General features: G+C 43.6%; 13 protein-coding genes. 12 read left to right on the top strand and 1 reads right to left on the bottom strand.

Annotation, left to right across the window (positions count from 1 at the left end; translation table 11 throughout):
• The 11 genes from J6I68_RS06925 to J6I68_RS06875 form a co-directional block, all read left to right on the top strand.
• A partial coding sequence (locus J6I68_RS06925) for an EAL domain-containing protein (protein WP_292218845.1) occupies positions 1 to 2,353 on the top strand: 2,353 nt, incomplete at its 5' end.
• A 138-nt stretch (positions 2,354 to 2,491) separates the two neighbouring features.
• Positions 2,492 to 3,271 carry a nickel pincer cofactor biosynthesis protein LarB gene (gene larB, locus J6I68_RS06920; RefSeq protein ID WP_292218843.1) on the top strand — a complete coding sequence of 260 codons (780 nt, stop codon included), beginning with the start codon at positions 2,492 to 2,494 and terminating at the stop codon, positions 3,269 to 3,271.
• 29 nt (positions 3,272 to 3,300) lie between these two features.
• Entirely contained in the window at positions 3,301 to 4,308 is a 1,008-nt protein-coding gene (locus J6I68_RS06915; RefSeq protein ID WP_292218841.1) for an ABC transporter substrate-binding protein, read from the top strand.
• A gap of 51 nt (positions 4,309 to 4,359) precedes the next feature.
• On the top strand, positions 4,360 to 5,085 hold the full coding sequence (locus J6I68_RS06910; protein WP_292218838.1) for an ABC transporter permease: 726 nt from the start codon (positions 4,360 to 4,362) through the stop codon (positions 5,083 to 5,085).
• Between the two features lie 8 nt (positions 5,086 to 5,093).
• Positions 5,094 to 5,684, top strand: a complete 591-nt coding sequence (locus J6I68_RS06905) for an ABC transporter ATP-binding protein (RefSeq protein ID WP_292218835.1) — start codon at positions 5,094 to 5,096, stop codon at positions 5,682 to 5,684.
• A gap of 48 nt (positions 5,685 to 5,732) precedes the next feature.
• Complete coding sequence (locus J6I68_RS06900; protein ID WP_292218832.1) at positions 5,733 to 7,205, top strand: 4Fe-4S dicluster domain-containing protein; 1,473 nt, start codon at positions 5,733 to 5,735, stop codon at positions 7,203 to 7,205.
• A gap of 31 nt (positions 7,206 to 7,236) precedes the next feature.
• Positions 7,237 to 10,278: a response regulator gene (locus J6I68_RS06895; RefSeq protein WP_292218830.1), complete on the top strand. Its 3,042-nt coding sequence runs from the start codon at positions 7,237 to 7,239 to the stop codon at positions 10,276 to 10,278.
• Positions 10,279 to 10,417: 139 nt separating this feature from the next.
• Positions 10,418 to 11,092 carry a response regulator gene (locus tag J6I68_RS06890; RefSeq protein ID WP_292218827.1) on the top strand — a complete coding sequence of 225 codons (675 nt, stop codon included), beginning with the start codon at positions 10,418 to 10,420 and terminating at the stop codon, positions 11,090 to 11,092.
• A 25-nt stretch (positions 11,093 to 11,117) separates the two neighbouring features.
• Positions 11,118 to 12,041, top strand: coding sequence for an orotidine-5'-phosphate decarboxylase (gene pyrF / locus J6I68_RS06885; RefSeq protein WP_292218824.1), 924 nt, complete (start codon positions 11,118 to 11,120; stop codon positions 12,039 to 12,041).
• 43 nt (positions 12,042 to 12,084) lie between these two features.
• Complete coding sequence (locus tag J6I68_RS06880; protein ID WP_292218823.1) at positions 12,085 to 13,293, top strand: hypothetical protein; 1,209 nt, start codon at positions 12,085 to 12,087, stop codon at positions 13,291 to 13,293.
• Between the two features lie 21 nt (positions 13,294 to 13,314).
• A complete protein-coding gene (locus J6I68_RS06875; protein WP_292218821.1) occupies positions 13,315 to 13,611 on the top strand; it encodes an STAS domain-containing protein in 297 nt (98 codons plus the stop codon).
• Positions 13,612 to 13,663: 52 nt separating this feature from the next.
• Here the strand turns inward: J6I68_RS06875 and J6I68_RS06870 are convergent, their stop codons facing one another.
• Positions 13,664 to 14,431: a hypothetical protein gene (locus J6I68_RS06870; RefSeq protein WP_292218819.1), complete on the bottom strand. Its 768-nt coding sequence runs from the start codon at positions 14,429 to 14,431 to the stop codon at positions 13,664 to 13,666.
• Positions 14,432 to 14,599: 168 nt separating this feature from the next.
• Here J6I68_RS06870 and J6I68_RS06865 point away from each other — a divergent pair.
• Positions 14,600 to 15,337, top strand: a 738-nt coding sequence (locus J6I68_RS06865) for an Ig-like domain-containing protein (protein ID WP_292218816.1), incomplete at its 3' end; no start/stop codon positions are given.

The following is a 15,337-nucleotide window of genomic DNA, read 5'->3' as shown; positions in this document are numbered from 1 at the left end:
GTATCTTACAGGCAGTTTTATTCCTTATCAGGAAATAGATAGTTATGAGAAAAAAGATCCTGGGGAATGCTATGGCTTTTTTGAGGACCTTAAGCAGGAATGGCCTGAGTCTGCAAACATTCTGTATGTTCCCTGTGACCCCAAAGCAGATCGTGAAAATAACCATCAAAAAAGATGCCTTCTTGATGCATTCGAGATGAAGGATCTTAAAGTGTCAGAGCTTCGTATGCTGACAGATAAAGATAAGAAGGCTCTTCCAGAGCTTGTTGCCTGGGCAGATGTGATCTATCTTTCAGGTGGTCATGCGCCGGATCAGCTTGCTTTTATGAAAAGGCTGGGGCTTAAAGAAGCTCTTTTATCCTATGACGGAATCGTGATCGGACTAAGTGCTGGTTCTATGAACGCAGCCTATAACGTATATCTTGTTCCGGAGCTTGCTGGGGAAGCCGCAGATCCAAACTATGTCCGCTTTTCTGAAGGCCTTGACCTTACCAATATTGAGTTGATCCCACATTCAGATTACCTTAAGACCGTGACCCTTGATGGGAAAGATCTGATCAATGACGTGGTAATCCCGGACAGCTTCGAAAGCAGATTCTACATGATCACCGACGGCAGCTATTTTAAGGTAAAAAATGGCAAGACCATCTTCAGAGGTGTTGGCGAACTTATAGAGGATGGCAAGATAACTCCTCTTAAGCCTGGGACCATAATTCCTCTGATGGGTGTTTATGAGCAGCCTGTTATAAAGACAATCTTAGAAGACGTTTATGACCTGGTGGTCTCCGTCAATATCAATACCAATGTGTGCGAGGTATATCACGTAAGTGAGGAATTTAAGGAAGTTTTTGAGGCCGGCCGCCTTAAGTACAATGACATAAGCTTCAGGCTTTCGCAGCTTTTATGGGAAGAGGAACAGTCATATTTTCTTAGCAATGTGGCTCTTTCCAATGTGATAAAAGAGATGGAAGAAAAGGGCAATTTCGTAAGAACTGTTCATATCGAAACTCCTTCTGGCAGACAGGCCAAGATCCTTCGTGTCAGAAAAGTTCCGGGGTATCCTGACTGGCTGCTGTTTTTGTTCTTTGATATCACTACTGCCCTTGACCACGACTGGCTTACAGATGAATATGCCAGAACCGGCTTTGTGGAGAGGGGAAAGCTCTTTTTAAAAGAGCGTCCCAAGGACAGCCACTTTTCTCTCGTTTATACCAACGTTAAGGGTTTCAAAGTAGTAAACGAACTCTTTGGTGATAAAAACGGTGATCTTGTCATCTACCAGACAAGAGATGTCATAAGGAAATATCTAAAGCCAATTATTCTGGCAAGACTTGAAAGCGACCACTTTGTCCTTATTACTTCTGATGAGAATCTAACTCCGGACAACCTGCGGTCCATGAGCAGACAGTCCTTTAAGACTGATTCAAAAGAGTTTAACTATGAGATCAGCTGCGGGATCTATTCAATCAAGAACAAAAAGCTAGAGATAACTCAGCTGATCGATGGTGCCAAGCTTGCAGAAAAGAGTATCTCTGCTGGAAAGGGAGACCTTTTTGCCTATTATGACGACGCTATCAAGGACAATTATCTGCGGCAGATGACTCTTCTTGCTGATTTTGAAAAAAGCATCAAGGCAAAAGAGTTTGAACCATATTATCAGCCTGTTGTTGACGCAAAGACCGGCGAAATAGTAAGCGCAGAAGTGCTGGTCAGATGGCCACATAAGGGCCTTGGAATGGTGCCTCCTTCTGATTTCATTCCAGTTCTTGAGTCTGAAGGCAAGATATCAATCCTTGATAAATACATGTTAGAACGCGTAATGAAGCTGGTACTTAGGTGCACCAGGAATGGAAAAAAAGCTGTTCCCTGTGCTATCAATCTGTCCAGAATAGATTTTTATGATACTGCTTTTATTGAGAGTATATTCAAGAAGATAAAAGAGCTAAAGATAGACACAAGCCTTATTAGGTTCGAGGTTACTGAGTCTGCCTATGCAGATCTTGAGGCCAAAGCTATTGACTACCTGAGTGAGATGAAAAAACAGGGGATAAAGATCCTTCTTGATGACTACGGCAGTGGAATGAGCTCCCTTTCAATGCTTGAGAGCTTTAGCTTTGATATCATCAAGCTGGATATGGGCTTTATAAGAAAGATCGGGAAAAATTCCAAGGTGGAATCCATTATCATCACCACTATTGGTCTGGCTCACATGATAGGAGCTAAGGTTACCGCAGAAGGAGTTGAAACCGAGCTGCAGTACAAGTTCCTAAAGAGCTATGACTGCGACTATATACAAGGGTACTACTTCCATAAACCGGTTCCTGAAGCTGAATTTGAGAGAATGCTTGGATAACTACATATGGATGAACAAGGCCGTGGCTTTTCGTCACGGCCTTTAATTTGTGAAATAATTGGCAGTATGTTCTTAAATAATGTTATACTATAAATTAGATCAGTGTGCGCACAAGACTTTGCACTATGGAGACCATTTATGGAAGAAAGAGATTTAAGGCGCCTGCTTGACGGCGTTAAAAGCGGAGATGTCAGCCCGGACGAGGCACTTCTTAAATTAAAGGAAGCTCCTTTTGAAGACATGGGATTTGCAAAGCCGGATCTCCACAGAGGGATCAGGCAGGGCAAGCCAGAAGTTATCTATGGCGCAGGCAAGACTCCGGATCAGATCCTTAAGATAGCTGAAAAGCTTCTTAGCCATGGTCAGAGCAAGGTCCTGATCACCAGGATGTCCAAAGAGGCAGCGGACTACTTTAACCAGGGTAAGACCGAGACTACAAGAGAACTCTTTTACGACGAACTCAGTAAAGTTGGTATTGCCTTTGGAAAAGAGAAGTCTGATGAGCCAGAGGACAAGGTTGGCAAGATAGTCATTGCCACCGGTGGCACCAGTGATATGCCTGTTGCTGAGGAGGCAGCTCTTACAGCCGAGTTTTATGGTAACAACGTTGTAAGGCTCTATGATGTGGGCGTAGCTGGCATTCACAGGCTTATGGCAAAAGAACCTATGGAAGAGATCATGACTGCAAACGTTGTCATCGCAATTGCCGGAATGGAAGGTGCTTTGGCCAGTGTGATTGGAGGTCTTGCAGACTGCCCTGTTATTGCGGTTCCCACCAGTGTGGGATATGGAGCTTCCTTTGGAGGGCTGTCAGCTCTTTTGTCTATGCTCAATTCCTGTGCCAGCGGAGTCAGCGTTGTCAACATCGATAACGGCTTTGGAGCCGGATTCCTTGCGAGCATGATCAATCAAAAATAAGAGTGAGAGAAAGAAGGTAATTTGGTACTATGTCAATAAGTAGAAGATCTAAGAAGTTAGTTTCAACAATAGCACTTGCCCTGATCCTTGTAATGGTACTTGGAATGGTGGCAGGCGCTCTTACAGGGTGCGGTTCATCAGCTGCAAATGATGATGTGACCATAAGAGTTGCAGCCCTTAAGGGACCAACAACAATTGGCGTTGCGAATCTTATAGAAGATGCAAAAAACGGCGATGCTGAGATAAAGTGTGATTTTGAAATGTACACTCAGGGATCAGATATTATGGCAGCAATGGTTGCCGGAAATGTTGATATTGGTCTTGTACCTTCAAACGTTGCCTGTGTTATGAACAGCAAGGTTGAGGGTGGAGTTTCCGTAATAGATATAAATACACTTTCAGTTCTTAACTGCGTAACTGCTGATGAGAGCGTAACTTCACTTGCAGACCTTGATGGCAGGACAGTTTATTCAACTGGCCAGGGAGCTACTCCTGAGTATACACTCAGATATCTTCTTGAGAAAAATGGCATAAATAACTGCAGAGTTGAGTTCAAGTCAGAGCCAACTGAGATCGTTTCAATCCTTGCAGAGGATAAAACAGCAGTGGCTGTACTTCCACAGCCTTTTGTAACAGCTGCATGTCTTCAGAATGGAGATCTGAAGGTTGCATTTGCCTTTGAAGATGAGTGGGAAAAGGTCAATGACTCCTGCAAGATCGTAACTGGCGTGACAGTAGTTACAAACAGCTTTTTAAAGGAGCACAAGGGTGCTGTTGATGCCTTCATCAAGGCTCACAAATACAGCGCAGAAAGAGCTACATCAGACCTTGAAAAGACAGCAAAACTCACAGTTTCTCAGGGCATCATTGCAAAGGAGCCCCTTGCCAAGAAGGCTATTCCTAACTGTGCTGTAGTCTGCATTTCAGGAAAAGATATAAAGAAGACCCTCTCAGGATATCTTGAAGTTTTGTTTGAGCAGGATCCCAAGTCTGTTGGAGGAGCGCTTCCATCAGATGATTTCTACTACGAGGGATGATGATTCCTTACGCTTATCGTATAAAAAAGTGAAAAAGAAGGACATTGTAAGATGCCCAAAAGTATCAGACGTATCATAGCTGCAGCTGCCTGGATCGTGATCTGGCAGCTGGCAGCATTCATAGTACATAACAGAATACTGCTGGCAGGACCTGCAGATACAGTCATAGCTCTGGCTGGTCTTGTACAGACGGGAAGTTTCTGGGGAAGCGTATGGCAGACAAGTGCAAGGATCCTCCTTGGTTTTGTCCTTGGATCAGTTCTGGGTATTGTCCTTGCATATTTTGCAAAGCACGAGATATGGCTTGAAGATTTATTAAGGCCACTTGTATCTGCCCTTAAATCAATTCCTGTGGCCAGTTTTGTGATTCTTTTGCTCATCTGGTTTGGAAGCAGAAACATTTCCATTGTAATCTGCAGTATGGTAGTTTTTCCTATCCTGTACCTGAATACCCTTGAGGGGCTTAAGAGTACAGATGTAAAGCTCCTTGAGATGGCAAAGGTCTACCGCATGCCAGGAACGAGGCTTCTTAGGTACATATACCTGCCTCAGCTTAAGCCTTTTTTCAAAAGTGCCTTTAAACTGGCGATTGGAATGAGCTTTAAAAGCGGAATAGCTGCTGAGGTCATTGGCCAGCCCCTTGGCACAATAGGCAATGGACTGTATCTATCCAAGATATACCTTGAGACAGCAGAGCTTTTTGCATGGACAATAGTTGTTGTCCTTGTATCCTTTATCTGCGAGAAACTTATTTCGCTACTATTTGACATGATCTAGGAAACCACATGACAATAGAGATAAAAGATGTATCCAAGTCCTTTAATGGACAGAAGGTACTTGATAATTTCAATCTGAATATTGAATCGGAGCACAGCTACATCTTAACAGGCCCTTCGGGCTGCGGAAAGACAACGCTGCTTCGCCTTATACTTGGTCTTGAGGAGCCGGATAACGGAACAGTTAAGCTCCTTGGGGATTATAAATATCCCTTTATCAATTCTGGTGTTGTGTTCCAGGAGGACAGGCTCTGCGAAGACTATGACGCTGTCACCAACGTGACCATGGTAAGCAAGAAGGTCTTCAGGCAGACAGTTATAGAGGAGCTAAAAAAACTACTTCCTGAAGACGCTCTTTTCAAACCGGTAAAAGAGCTGTCAGGAGGACAGAGGCGCAGGGTAGCAATAGTAAGAGCCTGCGCGATCCCAAGCGACGTCCTTATTATGGACGAGCCCTTTACGGGACTTGATGACAAGTCGCGTGAAGCGGCAATAGCCTACATTAGAGACAAACAGGGAACAGGGCCACTTGTAATAACCACCCACGATACAAAAGGTCTTGAGTTTGGCAGACTCATAGATCTTGGCGCGAAACCCTGATTTAATATAAGTAACGTTTTTGTTTATGTTTTTTGGAGGAGATTTTTTATGGTAACAAATGATGCGAGTATGAACAGCTTTAAGCACAAGATCATGGAGGAAGTGTGCAGACTTGAGTGGAACAATGAAAATGATCAGGAGCACATCGAACAGCTTGTACTTAAGATGATCCCAGGTCCTAAGCCTGAGTACAGATGCTGTGTATATAAAGAAAGAGAGATCGTACGTCAGAGGATCAACCTTGCAAATGCCAAGGCTCCCAGCTACAATCCTGATTCCAAGAATATTGTTCAGGTTATTGATCCAGCCTGCGATGAGTGTCCTATCGCTGCTTATTCAGTAACTGATAACTGTCGTTTCTGCATGGGTAAGGCCTGCCTTAGCTCCTGCAAGTTTGGCGCCATCACCCCTGGTGATACCCATATGCATATTGATCCTGCCAAGTGTAAAGAGTGCGGAATGTGTGCCAACGCATGTCCTTACAATGCCATTGTGCACCTTGAAAGACCTTGTAAGAAGGCTTGCCCTGTTGGCGCCATCACCTACGATGAGTACGGCTACTGCAAGATCGATGAGGACAAGTGCATTCAGTGTGGTCACTGCATCCACAGCTGTCCATTTGCTGCTATTGGAAGTAAGACCTTCCTTGTTGATATCATCAAGGAGATCAAGGCAGGAAAAGAAGTTATCGCCATGTGCGCACCTGCGACTGAGGGGCAGTTTGGTGAGGACATCTCCATGGGTTCCATCAAGGAGGGACTTAAGAAGATTGGCTTTGCAGACATGGTCGAGGTTGGTCTTGGCGGAGATATGACTGCAGCCTACGAGTCTGAGGAGTGGTCCGAGGCTTATAAGGAAGGTCACAAGATGACAACTTCCTGCTGCCCTGCATTTATCAACATGTTAAAGAAGCACTTCCCTGACCAGTACAAGGAGAACATGTCAAGCACCGTATCACCTATGTGTGCTATTTCAAGATATTTAAAGGCTACAAGACCTGGTTGCGTTACAGTATTTATCGGACCTTGCATCGCTAAAAAGGCTGAGTCTCAGGATACTTCAGTTCCTGATAATGCAGATTATGTAGTAACTTACGGTGAGCTCAGGGCTCTCATGAGATCTAAAGACGTTAAGTTTGAACCGGTTCCTGAAGAATATCAGGAGTCTTCAATCTGGGGCAAGCGCTTTGCAGCCAGCGGCGGAGTTGCCAATGCTGTTATTGAGTGCATGCAGGAGAGAGGCGAAGATACCACGCAGCTTAAGCTCCTTAGGGCAGCAGGAGGAGCAGAGTGTAAAAAAGCTCTCACCCTTCTTAAGGTTGGCAAGCTCCCTGAAGATTTCATTGAGGGAATGGTTTGTCCTGGAGGCTGCGTAGGTGGACCTTCAAGACACAAGAATATCAGCGACATCAATAAGGCCAGAGAGACTCTGCTCTCCAAGGCAGATGACAGAAAAGTACTTGAGAACCTTAAGAACTATCCTATGGATAAGTTCTCGATGCACAGAGACGGTCACATGTGATTTTCTAATACCGCTGTGAGGGGCGATATATATGGATGTATTCAGCATCATAGGCAGACCCAAGGAACAGAGAAGTGTGAAGTCAGATCTGATCAATATTGCGACGATCATTTTCACTTCTACCTATATGATCTTTTATGGCAACTTCCTGCCCTATTTTGATGGGGCAGGGTTTAGTGCTGCCGGGCTTGTGTATTCCTTAAGGTATGTTCCCATAGTGGTAACAACTGCGCTTGGCGGAAGCATTCCGGGAATGGCCAGTGTCCTTTTGTTGTTCCTTCACAGGACTTTTATCAACAGCTCTTTTTCCTATCTTACATTTATATATCTTGTTGTGGTTATCGTAGTTGACCTTATAACCAGAAGGCGTTGGTTTAATAAGTGGTATAAGGTCTTTCCGGTAACATTCTTTATGATGAACCTGGTAGGGACCTTCTGGGGTATACTTCTTATGCTTCTTAGTGATGGTGGCATCAGGTCTCTGACAATCATGCAGGTGATATATTTCTTTTTAAACAGCCTGCCTGGCTCACTTCTTAGCAGTACAATAGTCTATCTGATCTTTAGTAAATTTCCTGACAAGGTAAAAATCCTGCTGGCAAACGGTAAATATTATGTGGATCGCAGCATTCTGACTGAGGACGACAAATATGAGGTGGAGCGCAGATCAAAGATTGGCGGCGTGGTTATGAACATCATCGTCTTTGAGGCGCTGGTGCTGGGCCTGTCTGCGGAGTTTGCATCCAACACTCTTATACCAACAATGCATGATTACAGCTATTCTGAAGAAAGCATATCAAGCTCTGAATATGACCTTTCGAAGATAAACAGCGCTGAGAGACTTGAGAGCAGGGTAAGCTTCCAGCTCATAAATGAAGGCAAGCATGAGGGACAGTATTTTGCTGATACTTTACTGGGCAATGGAAGGATAAACTACCGCTACAGTGTTCGCCTTGCCATGCTCATATCCATAATCGTTATTCCTCTTGCTGTGTTCGTCAACAGATATGCCCAATACAGGATAGCAAGACCCATAAGGGACATGTCCAAGGCAATGGCAGGCATTTACAACGCCAAGGAAGGGTATCTTAACGCCAGCATCAAGGCAGTTCATGATCTTGATATCCGCACCAACGACGAGATTGAAGACCTGTACCATGCCATGGATCTTACAGTTTACAGACTGGTCGAGTACATAGAACTTGTTAAGGCAAGACAATCAATTGAGGATCAGCTTCTAAGCGCTAAGTCAGCTAACGAAGCCAAATCAAGGTTTCTTTCCAACATTTCCCACGAGATCCGGACCCCTATCAATGCGGTCCTTGGTTTTGATGAAATGATCTTAAGGGAGAGCAAGGATCAGGAAATACTTGGCTATGCCCGCGACATCCAGAGTTCTGGTAAGACACTGCTTGCTCTTATCAATGACATCCTGGACTTTTCCAAGATCGAAGCTGGCAAGATGGAGATAATCCCTGTCGAGTATGAGCTGGGGTCTCTTATGAACGACATCGTCAATATGTCAGAGATGAGGGCCAGGGAAAAGAGCCTTAAGCTATTTGTAGATGTTGATGAGAATATTCCCCACATCCTTTTTGGAGATGAGATAAGGATCAAGCAGTGTATCATCAACATCATAACCAATGCTGTGAAATATACGGAAGAAGGGGCTGTTACTTTAAAGGTCTCATATGAAGTGGCCACAGATGAGGAATTCTTTGACGACGATGAGGATTACATTGACCTTAAGGTCAGCGTATCTGATACTGGCATCGGAATAAGGCAGGAGGATATGGATAAGCTTCTTACAGCCTTTGAGAGGATCGATGAAAAGAATAACAGGACCGTTGAAGGTACTGGCCTTGGCATCAGTATCGTAACAAGCCTTCTTGGTATGATGAACAGTAAGCTTGAAGTTGACAGCGAATATGGTAAAGGCAGCGTATTTTCTTTTGTAATAAGACAAAAGGTAGTAAACTGGGACAAGGTTGGCGACTTTGCCAAGAAAGTTAAGGAATCACAAAAAGAAGTCCATGGCTACAGGGAGAGCTTTCATGCAGAGAGGGCAAGGCTCCTGGTTGTGGATGACACAAGGACAAACCTTACTGTTATTGAGGGGCTTCTTAAACAGACCAAAATGCAGATTGACACTGCGACCAGCGGAATGGATGCCCTTGACCTTATAAAACAAACTAAGTATGACATTATCTTTCTTGACCACAGGATGCCTGAGATGGATGGTATCCAGACCTTCCATGCAATGCAGGAAATAGAAGATAATCCAAACAGTGACACGCCTGTGATCGCCCTGACTGCCAACGCTATATCAGGCTCTCGTGAAATGTATTTCAGAGAGGGCTTTACCAACTATATGTCAAAGCCTGTTGATCCATTAAAGCTCGAGGAGATGATCCTTTCTTATCTTCCTGAGGATAAGGTTTCAAGGCCTGGTGACACGGATTATGTAGACGATGAAGAGTCTGATGGATCAAAAGAAAAAGAAGTGATGCAGGAACTTTTAAAGATCAATGGAATCGACGTGAACTCAGCCATAGAAAGGTGCGGCTCTGCTGTGGCGGCAAGGGATGTTATGCGTGATTTCTGGTTGTCCATCGACGAAAGAGCAGGGCTCATAGAAAGGTACGAGGTGGAAAAGAACATCAGGGATTACACCATCTATGTTCACGGACTTAAGAGCTCAGCCAGAGCAATTGGTGCTTTGGACCTTTCTGAGAAGGCAGAATATCTGGAAGCCTGCGGAAATGGCGGAGATATAGACGAGATCGAGATGCTGACTCCTGGACTTCTGAGCCTGTATAGGAGCTATTCTAAAAAACTGGAGGTTCTTTTTACAGAAGATGACGATGGCAAACCGCTTATAAGCCCGGAGGAGCTTGAGGGGGCATTTGCCTCCATAAAAGAATTTGTTTCAGGGTCTTTCTTTGACAGCGCTGATGACATTGTGGCCATGCTTGAAGGCTACAGGATCCCTGCTGATTACAAGAACAAATTCCTTGAAGTTAAGCGGCTTCTTGCGGCAGTTGACAGAGATGGACTTTTAAATGTATTGTGAAATATGATGACGCAGAATTTTTGTGCAAAGAGGTTATTTGATGGACAAGAGAGTATTACTGATTGGCGTGCAAAAGAGCTTTATGATAAACGCTATAGCAGTGTGACTTCAAAAAAGCGATTATAAGGTTGAAACGGCTATGCCCTTTCCAGATGCTATTGACAACATGCAGGGCAGACCGGAAATCTATATTCTCTATTTGGGAGATCTTACAGCGGACAACATCCCGCTTTTTAAATATCTAAATGAACATATTGATTCAGAGAGATTTCTTTTGTACCTCATAGGCAATAATGAAGAGCTGACACTGGCTACTTCCTTTATCGCAAAAGAAAAAATACAGGAAACATATCTAAGACCACTGGATGTTAAGCTTTTGACTGACCATCTGGATATGGTGGTTGATTACAGCGCTGTGGATGAGAGCCTTAGGAAAAAGGTGCTTATCGTAGATGATGATGGGGCAATGCTCCGAATGATGAAGACCTGGCTGTCAGTAAAATACCACGTGTATATGGCAAGTTCAGGCAAGATCGCACTGACTTTTCTTGAGCAGACCCATGTGGATCTGGTTCTTCTTGACTATGAAATGCCTGTCATGAGCGGACCTGATATACTTAAGGCCATGAGGGATCACAGTAAACTCAAGAGCATTCCGGTTATTTTCCTTACAGCCAAGGACGACAAAGAGTCAGTAATGAGGGTAGTTTCCCTTAAATCAGCTAAGTATCTTCTAAAATCCATGCCAAAAGAAAAGCTCATTGGAGCTATAGATGAATTCTTTTTGCTTATGGATGCAAGGAAGAACAGATAAAAACATCAAGGAAGGTAGACTTAAAATGATTTCCAAACTGATCGACAAGATTGAAAAAACAGGCGCACCTATTGTGGTGGGACTGGACCCAAAGCTCTCTTTTATTCCGGACGCAGTAAAGGAAAGGTGCTTTGAAGAAAAAGGCAAAAATCTGGAGGGAGCAGCTGAAGCCTTCTGGCAGTTCAACAAGGAGATCATCGACAGTATCTACGATATTGTTCCTGCAGTTAAGCCTCAGATCGCCATGTATGAAGAGCTTGGCATTCCGGGACTTATCACCTTTAAAAAGACTGTGGAGTACTGTAAAGAAAAAGGTCTTATTGTTATCGGAGACATCAAAAGAGGCGATATTGGCTCGACTTCAGAGTCTTACGCAGTTGGACACCTTGGAAGCGTAACAATTGAAGGCGAGATCTTCAGGGGATTTGATGAGGATTTTGCTACAGTCAATCCTTATCTTGGATCTGACGGAGTTAAGCCATTTATCGATGTGTGCAACAAAGAGGACAAGGGTATTTTTGTACTTGTTAAGACTTCTAATCCTTCAAGCGGAGAGTTCCAGGACAGGCTCATCGATGGTCGTCCACTCTATGAGATCGTTGGAGAGCAGGTAGAAAAGTGGGGGCTTGATTCTATGGATGGTTCCTACAGTAATGTTGGTGCGGTTGTTGGCGCAACCTATCCAGAGATGGGCAAGGCTCTCAGACAGATCATGCCCCATGCCTACATTCTTGTTCCTGGCTACGGCGCTCAGGGCGGCAAGGGAAAAGACCTTGTTCACTTCTTTAACAAGGATGGCCTTGGAGCTATCGTCAATTCCTCAAGGGGCATAATTGCTGCCTGGAAGAGCGATAATTACAAGCAGTTTGCAGATGGCAAAGTTGGCGATGCTGCAAGAGCTGCTGCTATTGATATGCAAAAAGATATTGCTAATGCACTTGTGCACTAAAATGTGATATCATGATTGTTATAACGATATATGAGGAGGGAATATGCGATACGTAGAGACAAGTCATATAAAAATTGCTGACGTAGAAGCAAAACTAGAAGGCGCTAATCAGCTGATCGATGATTACATCTTTGATGTGGGCCTTAAGGAAAAGGATCAGCTAAGACTTAAGCTTTTGTGTGAGGAAGTTTTAAGGCTTGCGAAATCCATTATCGGTTTAGGTATCATGGATTTCTGGCTTGAGGGAACAAGCAGAGTAACCAGGATATATCTCTCAGCAGAAAATCATATGGACAAGGCTAAGCAGCAGGAGCTTATTTCTGTTTCAAGCTCAGGTGAGAACAGCAGCGAGAAAGGTTTCTTTGGAGTATTAAAGTCAATGTTCCTTATGCAGGGAATTGACGACGAGGAGTGGAACTTAAAGGATTATCTCCAGGAGGTTTACACCAAGAGAGAGCAGGATCCATATTCTCAGGAAGCATGGGATGATCTTGAGAGATCACTTGTTGCCAAGCTTGCAGACGATATAGATGTTTATGTGGACAAGAGCAATGTGAAAATGGTAGTGACCAAGGACTTCTCAGAGGCCCTTAGCACAGTTGGATCAAGAGTTCCACAGGCTATCACTCCATTTACATTTATAGACAGCAGTAAAAAGAATGACATCCAGTCCTTCAATAAGGTTGATGAACTTTTAGAGGATCTTGACCTTAAGCCAAAGGATGCCATTCATATGAAGCTTCTCTTTGAAGAGACTGTGGGAATGCTCAAGGCTCTTACTGCTGATTACCACGCAGCTATCTGGTTTGAGAAGTATAACCACGAGTGCTGCATCAGAGTATCTGGTAAGACAGAGATGAGCCAGGACAAGAAGGAAGGACTTCTTGGAGTTGCTTCTCAGAAGGAGAACACTCTTGTTAAGGGCTTCATGGGCAAGGTAGGAGACATCATCGAAAATGGTCTTCTTAATTACAGCAATGTCATGAAACTTCAGCAGGAGTATGGCGGCGGATTTGTCAATTATGGTACAATGGGTATGTACAACGGAGTAGAGGGAATGGCAGATTCTGGAATCATGTGGTCCCTTTACGAGTACAGAGATGCTCTTAAAGAAAACATCGACGGTGGTGAAGAAGTTAAGCAGGCTTGGGACGAACTTGAGAAGTCAATCGTGGCAAGTCTTGCCAAGGACGTACTTGTTGGTGTCAAGGGCAACAGGATCGACATGACAATCGTATGTGATATCAAATAATAAATGAAAGAGGTGGACTAAATGACAATCAACAAAACTGCTAATGGAAACGAACTTACAATCGCTCTTGAGGGAAGACTTGATACAACAACAGCTCCACAGCTTGATGATGAGCTAAAGACAGCCCTCGATGGTATCGCTAAGCTTGAGTTCAACTTTGAAAAGCTTGAGTATATCTCATCTGCAGGTCTTCGTGTTCTTCTTTCAGCTCAGAAGGTTATGAACAAGCAGGGCAGCATGGTTATCAAGAATGTTAACGAAGAGATCCAGGAGATCTTCGAGGTAACAGGTTTTGTAGATATCCTTACAATCGAGTAATGTTCTGAACAATATATAAGCCGCATCGGTATCGCCGATGCGGCTTTTTTATTTACAGTCCTCTATATCTTTTTGCAAGGTATCTTGAAAGAACAATGAGTCCGACTGTCTCTGTTATGTGGTAGATGATGGAGGTCCATACAATACCGATCTCTCTGCCCATCAGATATACTGTCTGCATCTGCATTACTGCAAAGGCTATAAGGAACAGTAAAAGGATCACCACTGTGGCTATCTTAAGGTATCTGTCATTAAGGAAAATTCCTGTCATTACAACACCAAGTAAGATCGCTGATAAGATCTCCAGATACTTAAAACCGTGGGTCATATTGTAGAGCATTACAAAGGTTCCATCGCTCATTCCGGTTCCTGATGATAGAGCATCAATGAGCATTCCGATAAAGCGGCGGTACATGATGGAGGTGAAGTCGTAGATAAGCTCTGCCCCTATGAAGATAACTGCCCACAGCTGCAGTAGTCTGTTTACTGATGATACAGAAAGGGAAGCAAGCTTGTTCTTTCCAAAGTATTCCTTTTGCAGCTCTCCCATACCCTGCTGGTCTTCCTTGGGAACCAGTTTCATGTAGTGGTTTAAAACCTTCCAGGATCTGTAGAAAAGATACAGTATAACCACTATCTGGATCATTGAGCTTGCCATCTGTGCACGCCAGAGCCATATATCAAGCATGTCTGGGGTGGAGAGGTCGCTTCTTTCAAGGAGTGCCCGCAAGATTCCTTCACAGAGGGCAGCTACGATCTTGACTACAGCAACGCTGAGTATTGTGTTTGAAAGGATGTGTTTTTTAATATTTATATACAAATCTTTTGCCTCTTCGCATGTGGAATCGTATAAATCTAAAGATAGAATATCATATTATTAAATTTATTTAAATTTTCGCACTTTTCCAACATTAGTGCAAAAAAGAATGGTAATGTGAATTAGGACTGAAATTTAATTGCAGTTTTTCTTTGAGAGGGGGAATTAAAAATGAAAAACATCTTTCTAAAAGTGTGTGCGGCGCTTCTTGCTGGATGTATCGTGCTTTCCAGCATAACTGCAGTGCAGATTGGAAAGGTATATGCTGAGGAAAATCAGGATGTAGAAGATAACTATGAAGAAAACTATGAAGAAGACGTTACTCCAGAGGTTATCCTGCAGTCAGAACCTGAACCAGCCCCAGAACCACCAGCATATGAGCCAGATCCTTTTGACTACAATCTCATATGCTATACACCAAGCATAAGCTTTGGAACAGTATATGCAGGAGATACAGTACCTGCCAAGCAGTTTTCTATAGTAAATGTGGGACAGACTTCTTTCCCGCTTACCTGGGAGGAAGTTGATCCAAATACTGCCTTTGATATTGGATATATAAGTCCTGATCTTAATATGGATCCCAATGAGACAGTTACGTTTTCAATTTCAACATATGAGGGAATCAAGCCAGGAAGCTATGTGGCAAGCTATATTTTCTTTTCAGCTAATGACATAAGACGTCATCACACAGCAAGAGTAGATGTCACCGTAACTGTGAAGGATGTGACACCTTTCATCACAAGTGTTGATGTTATGCCAGGATCAGTTACTATTCCTGCGGGAAAGAGCTATCAGTTTGATGCAAGTGTATCTGGTGGCAATGGATATGACCCATCAGTTACATGGTCGATCTATGGCAATCAGTCTGCTGACACAACCATAGATGGAAATGGAAAGCTAACTGTTGCC

Origin of the sequence: Butyrivibrio sp. (assembly GCF_017940685.1) — a bacterium.
Classification (GTDB): Bacteria; Bacillota; Clostridia; order Lachnospirales; family Lachnospiraceae; genus Butyrivibrio.
Note: the sequence above shows the minus strand (reverse complement) of the source record. Positions and strands in the feature narration are given on the sequence as shown.

What these genes read in the sequence shown, in the direction of transcription:
- J6I68_RS06880 (WP_292218823.1), top strand. Translation starts at nt 12,085, where the DNA reads ATGCGATACGTAGAGACAAGTCATATAAAAATTGCTGACGTAGAAGCA.
- pyrF (WP_292218824.1), top strand. Translation starts at nt 11,118, where the DNA reads ATGATTTCCAAACTGATCGACAAGATTGAAAAAACAGGCGCACCTATT.
- J6I68_RS06890 (WP_292218827.1), top strand. Translation starts at nt 10,418, where the DNA reads ATGCCCTTTCCAGATGCTATTGACAACATGCAGGGCAGACCGGAAATC.
- J6I68_RS06905 (WP_292218835.1), top strand. Translation starts at nt 5,094, where the DNA reads ATGACAATAGAGATAAAAGATGTATCCAAGTCCTTTAATGGACAGAAG.
- J6I68_RS06915 (WP_292218841.1), top strand. Translation starts at nt 3,301, where the DNA reads ATGTCAATAAGTAGAAGATCTAAGAAGTTAGTTTCAACAATAGCACTT.
- J6I68_RS06910 (WP_292218838.1), top strand. Translation starts at nt 4,360, where the DNA reads ATGCCCAAAAGTATCAGACGTATCATAGCTGCAGCTGCCTGGATCGTG.
- J6I68_RS06900 (WP_292218832.1), top strand. Translation starts at nt 5,733, where the DNA reads ATGGTAACAAATGATGCGAGTATGAACAGCTTTAAGCACAAGATCATG.
- J6I68_RS06875 (WP_292218821.1), top strand. Translation starts at nt 13,315, where the DNA reads ATGACAATCAACAAAACTGCTAATGGAAACGAACTTACAATCGCTCTT.
- larB (WP_292218843.1), top strand. Translation starts at nt 2,492, where the DNA reads ATGGAAGAAAGAGATTTAAGGCGCCTGCTTGACGGCGTTAAAAGCGGA.
- J6I68_RS06895 (WP_292218830.1), top strand. Translation starts at nt 7,237, where the DNA reads ATGGATGTATTCAGCATCATAGGCAGACCCAAGGAACAGAGAAGTGTG.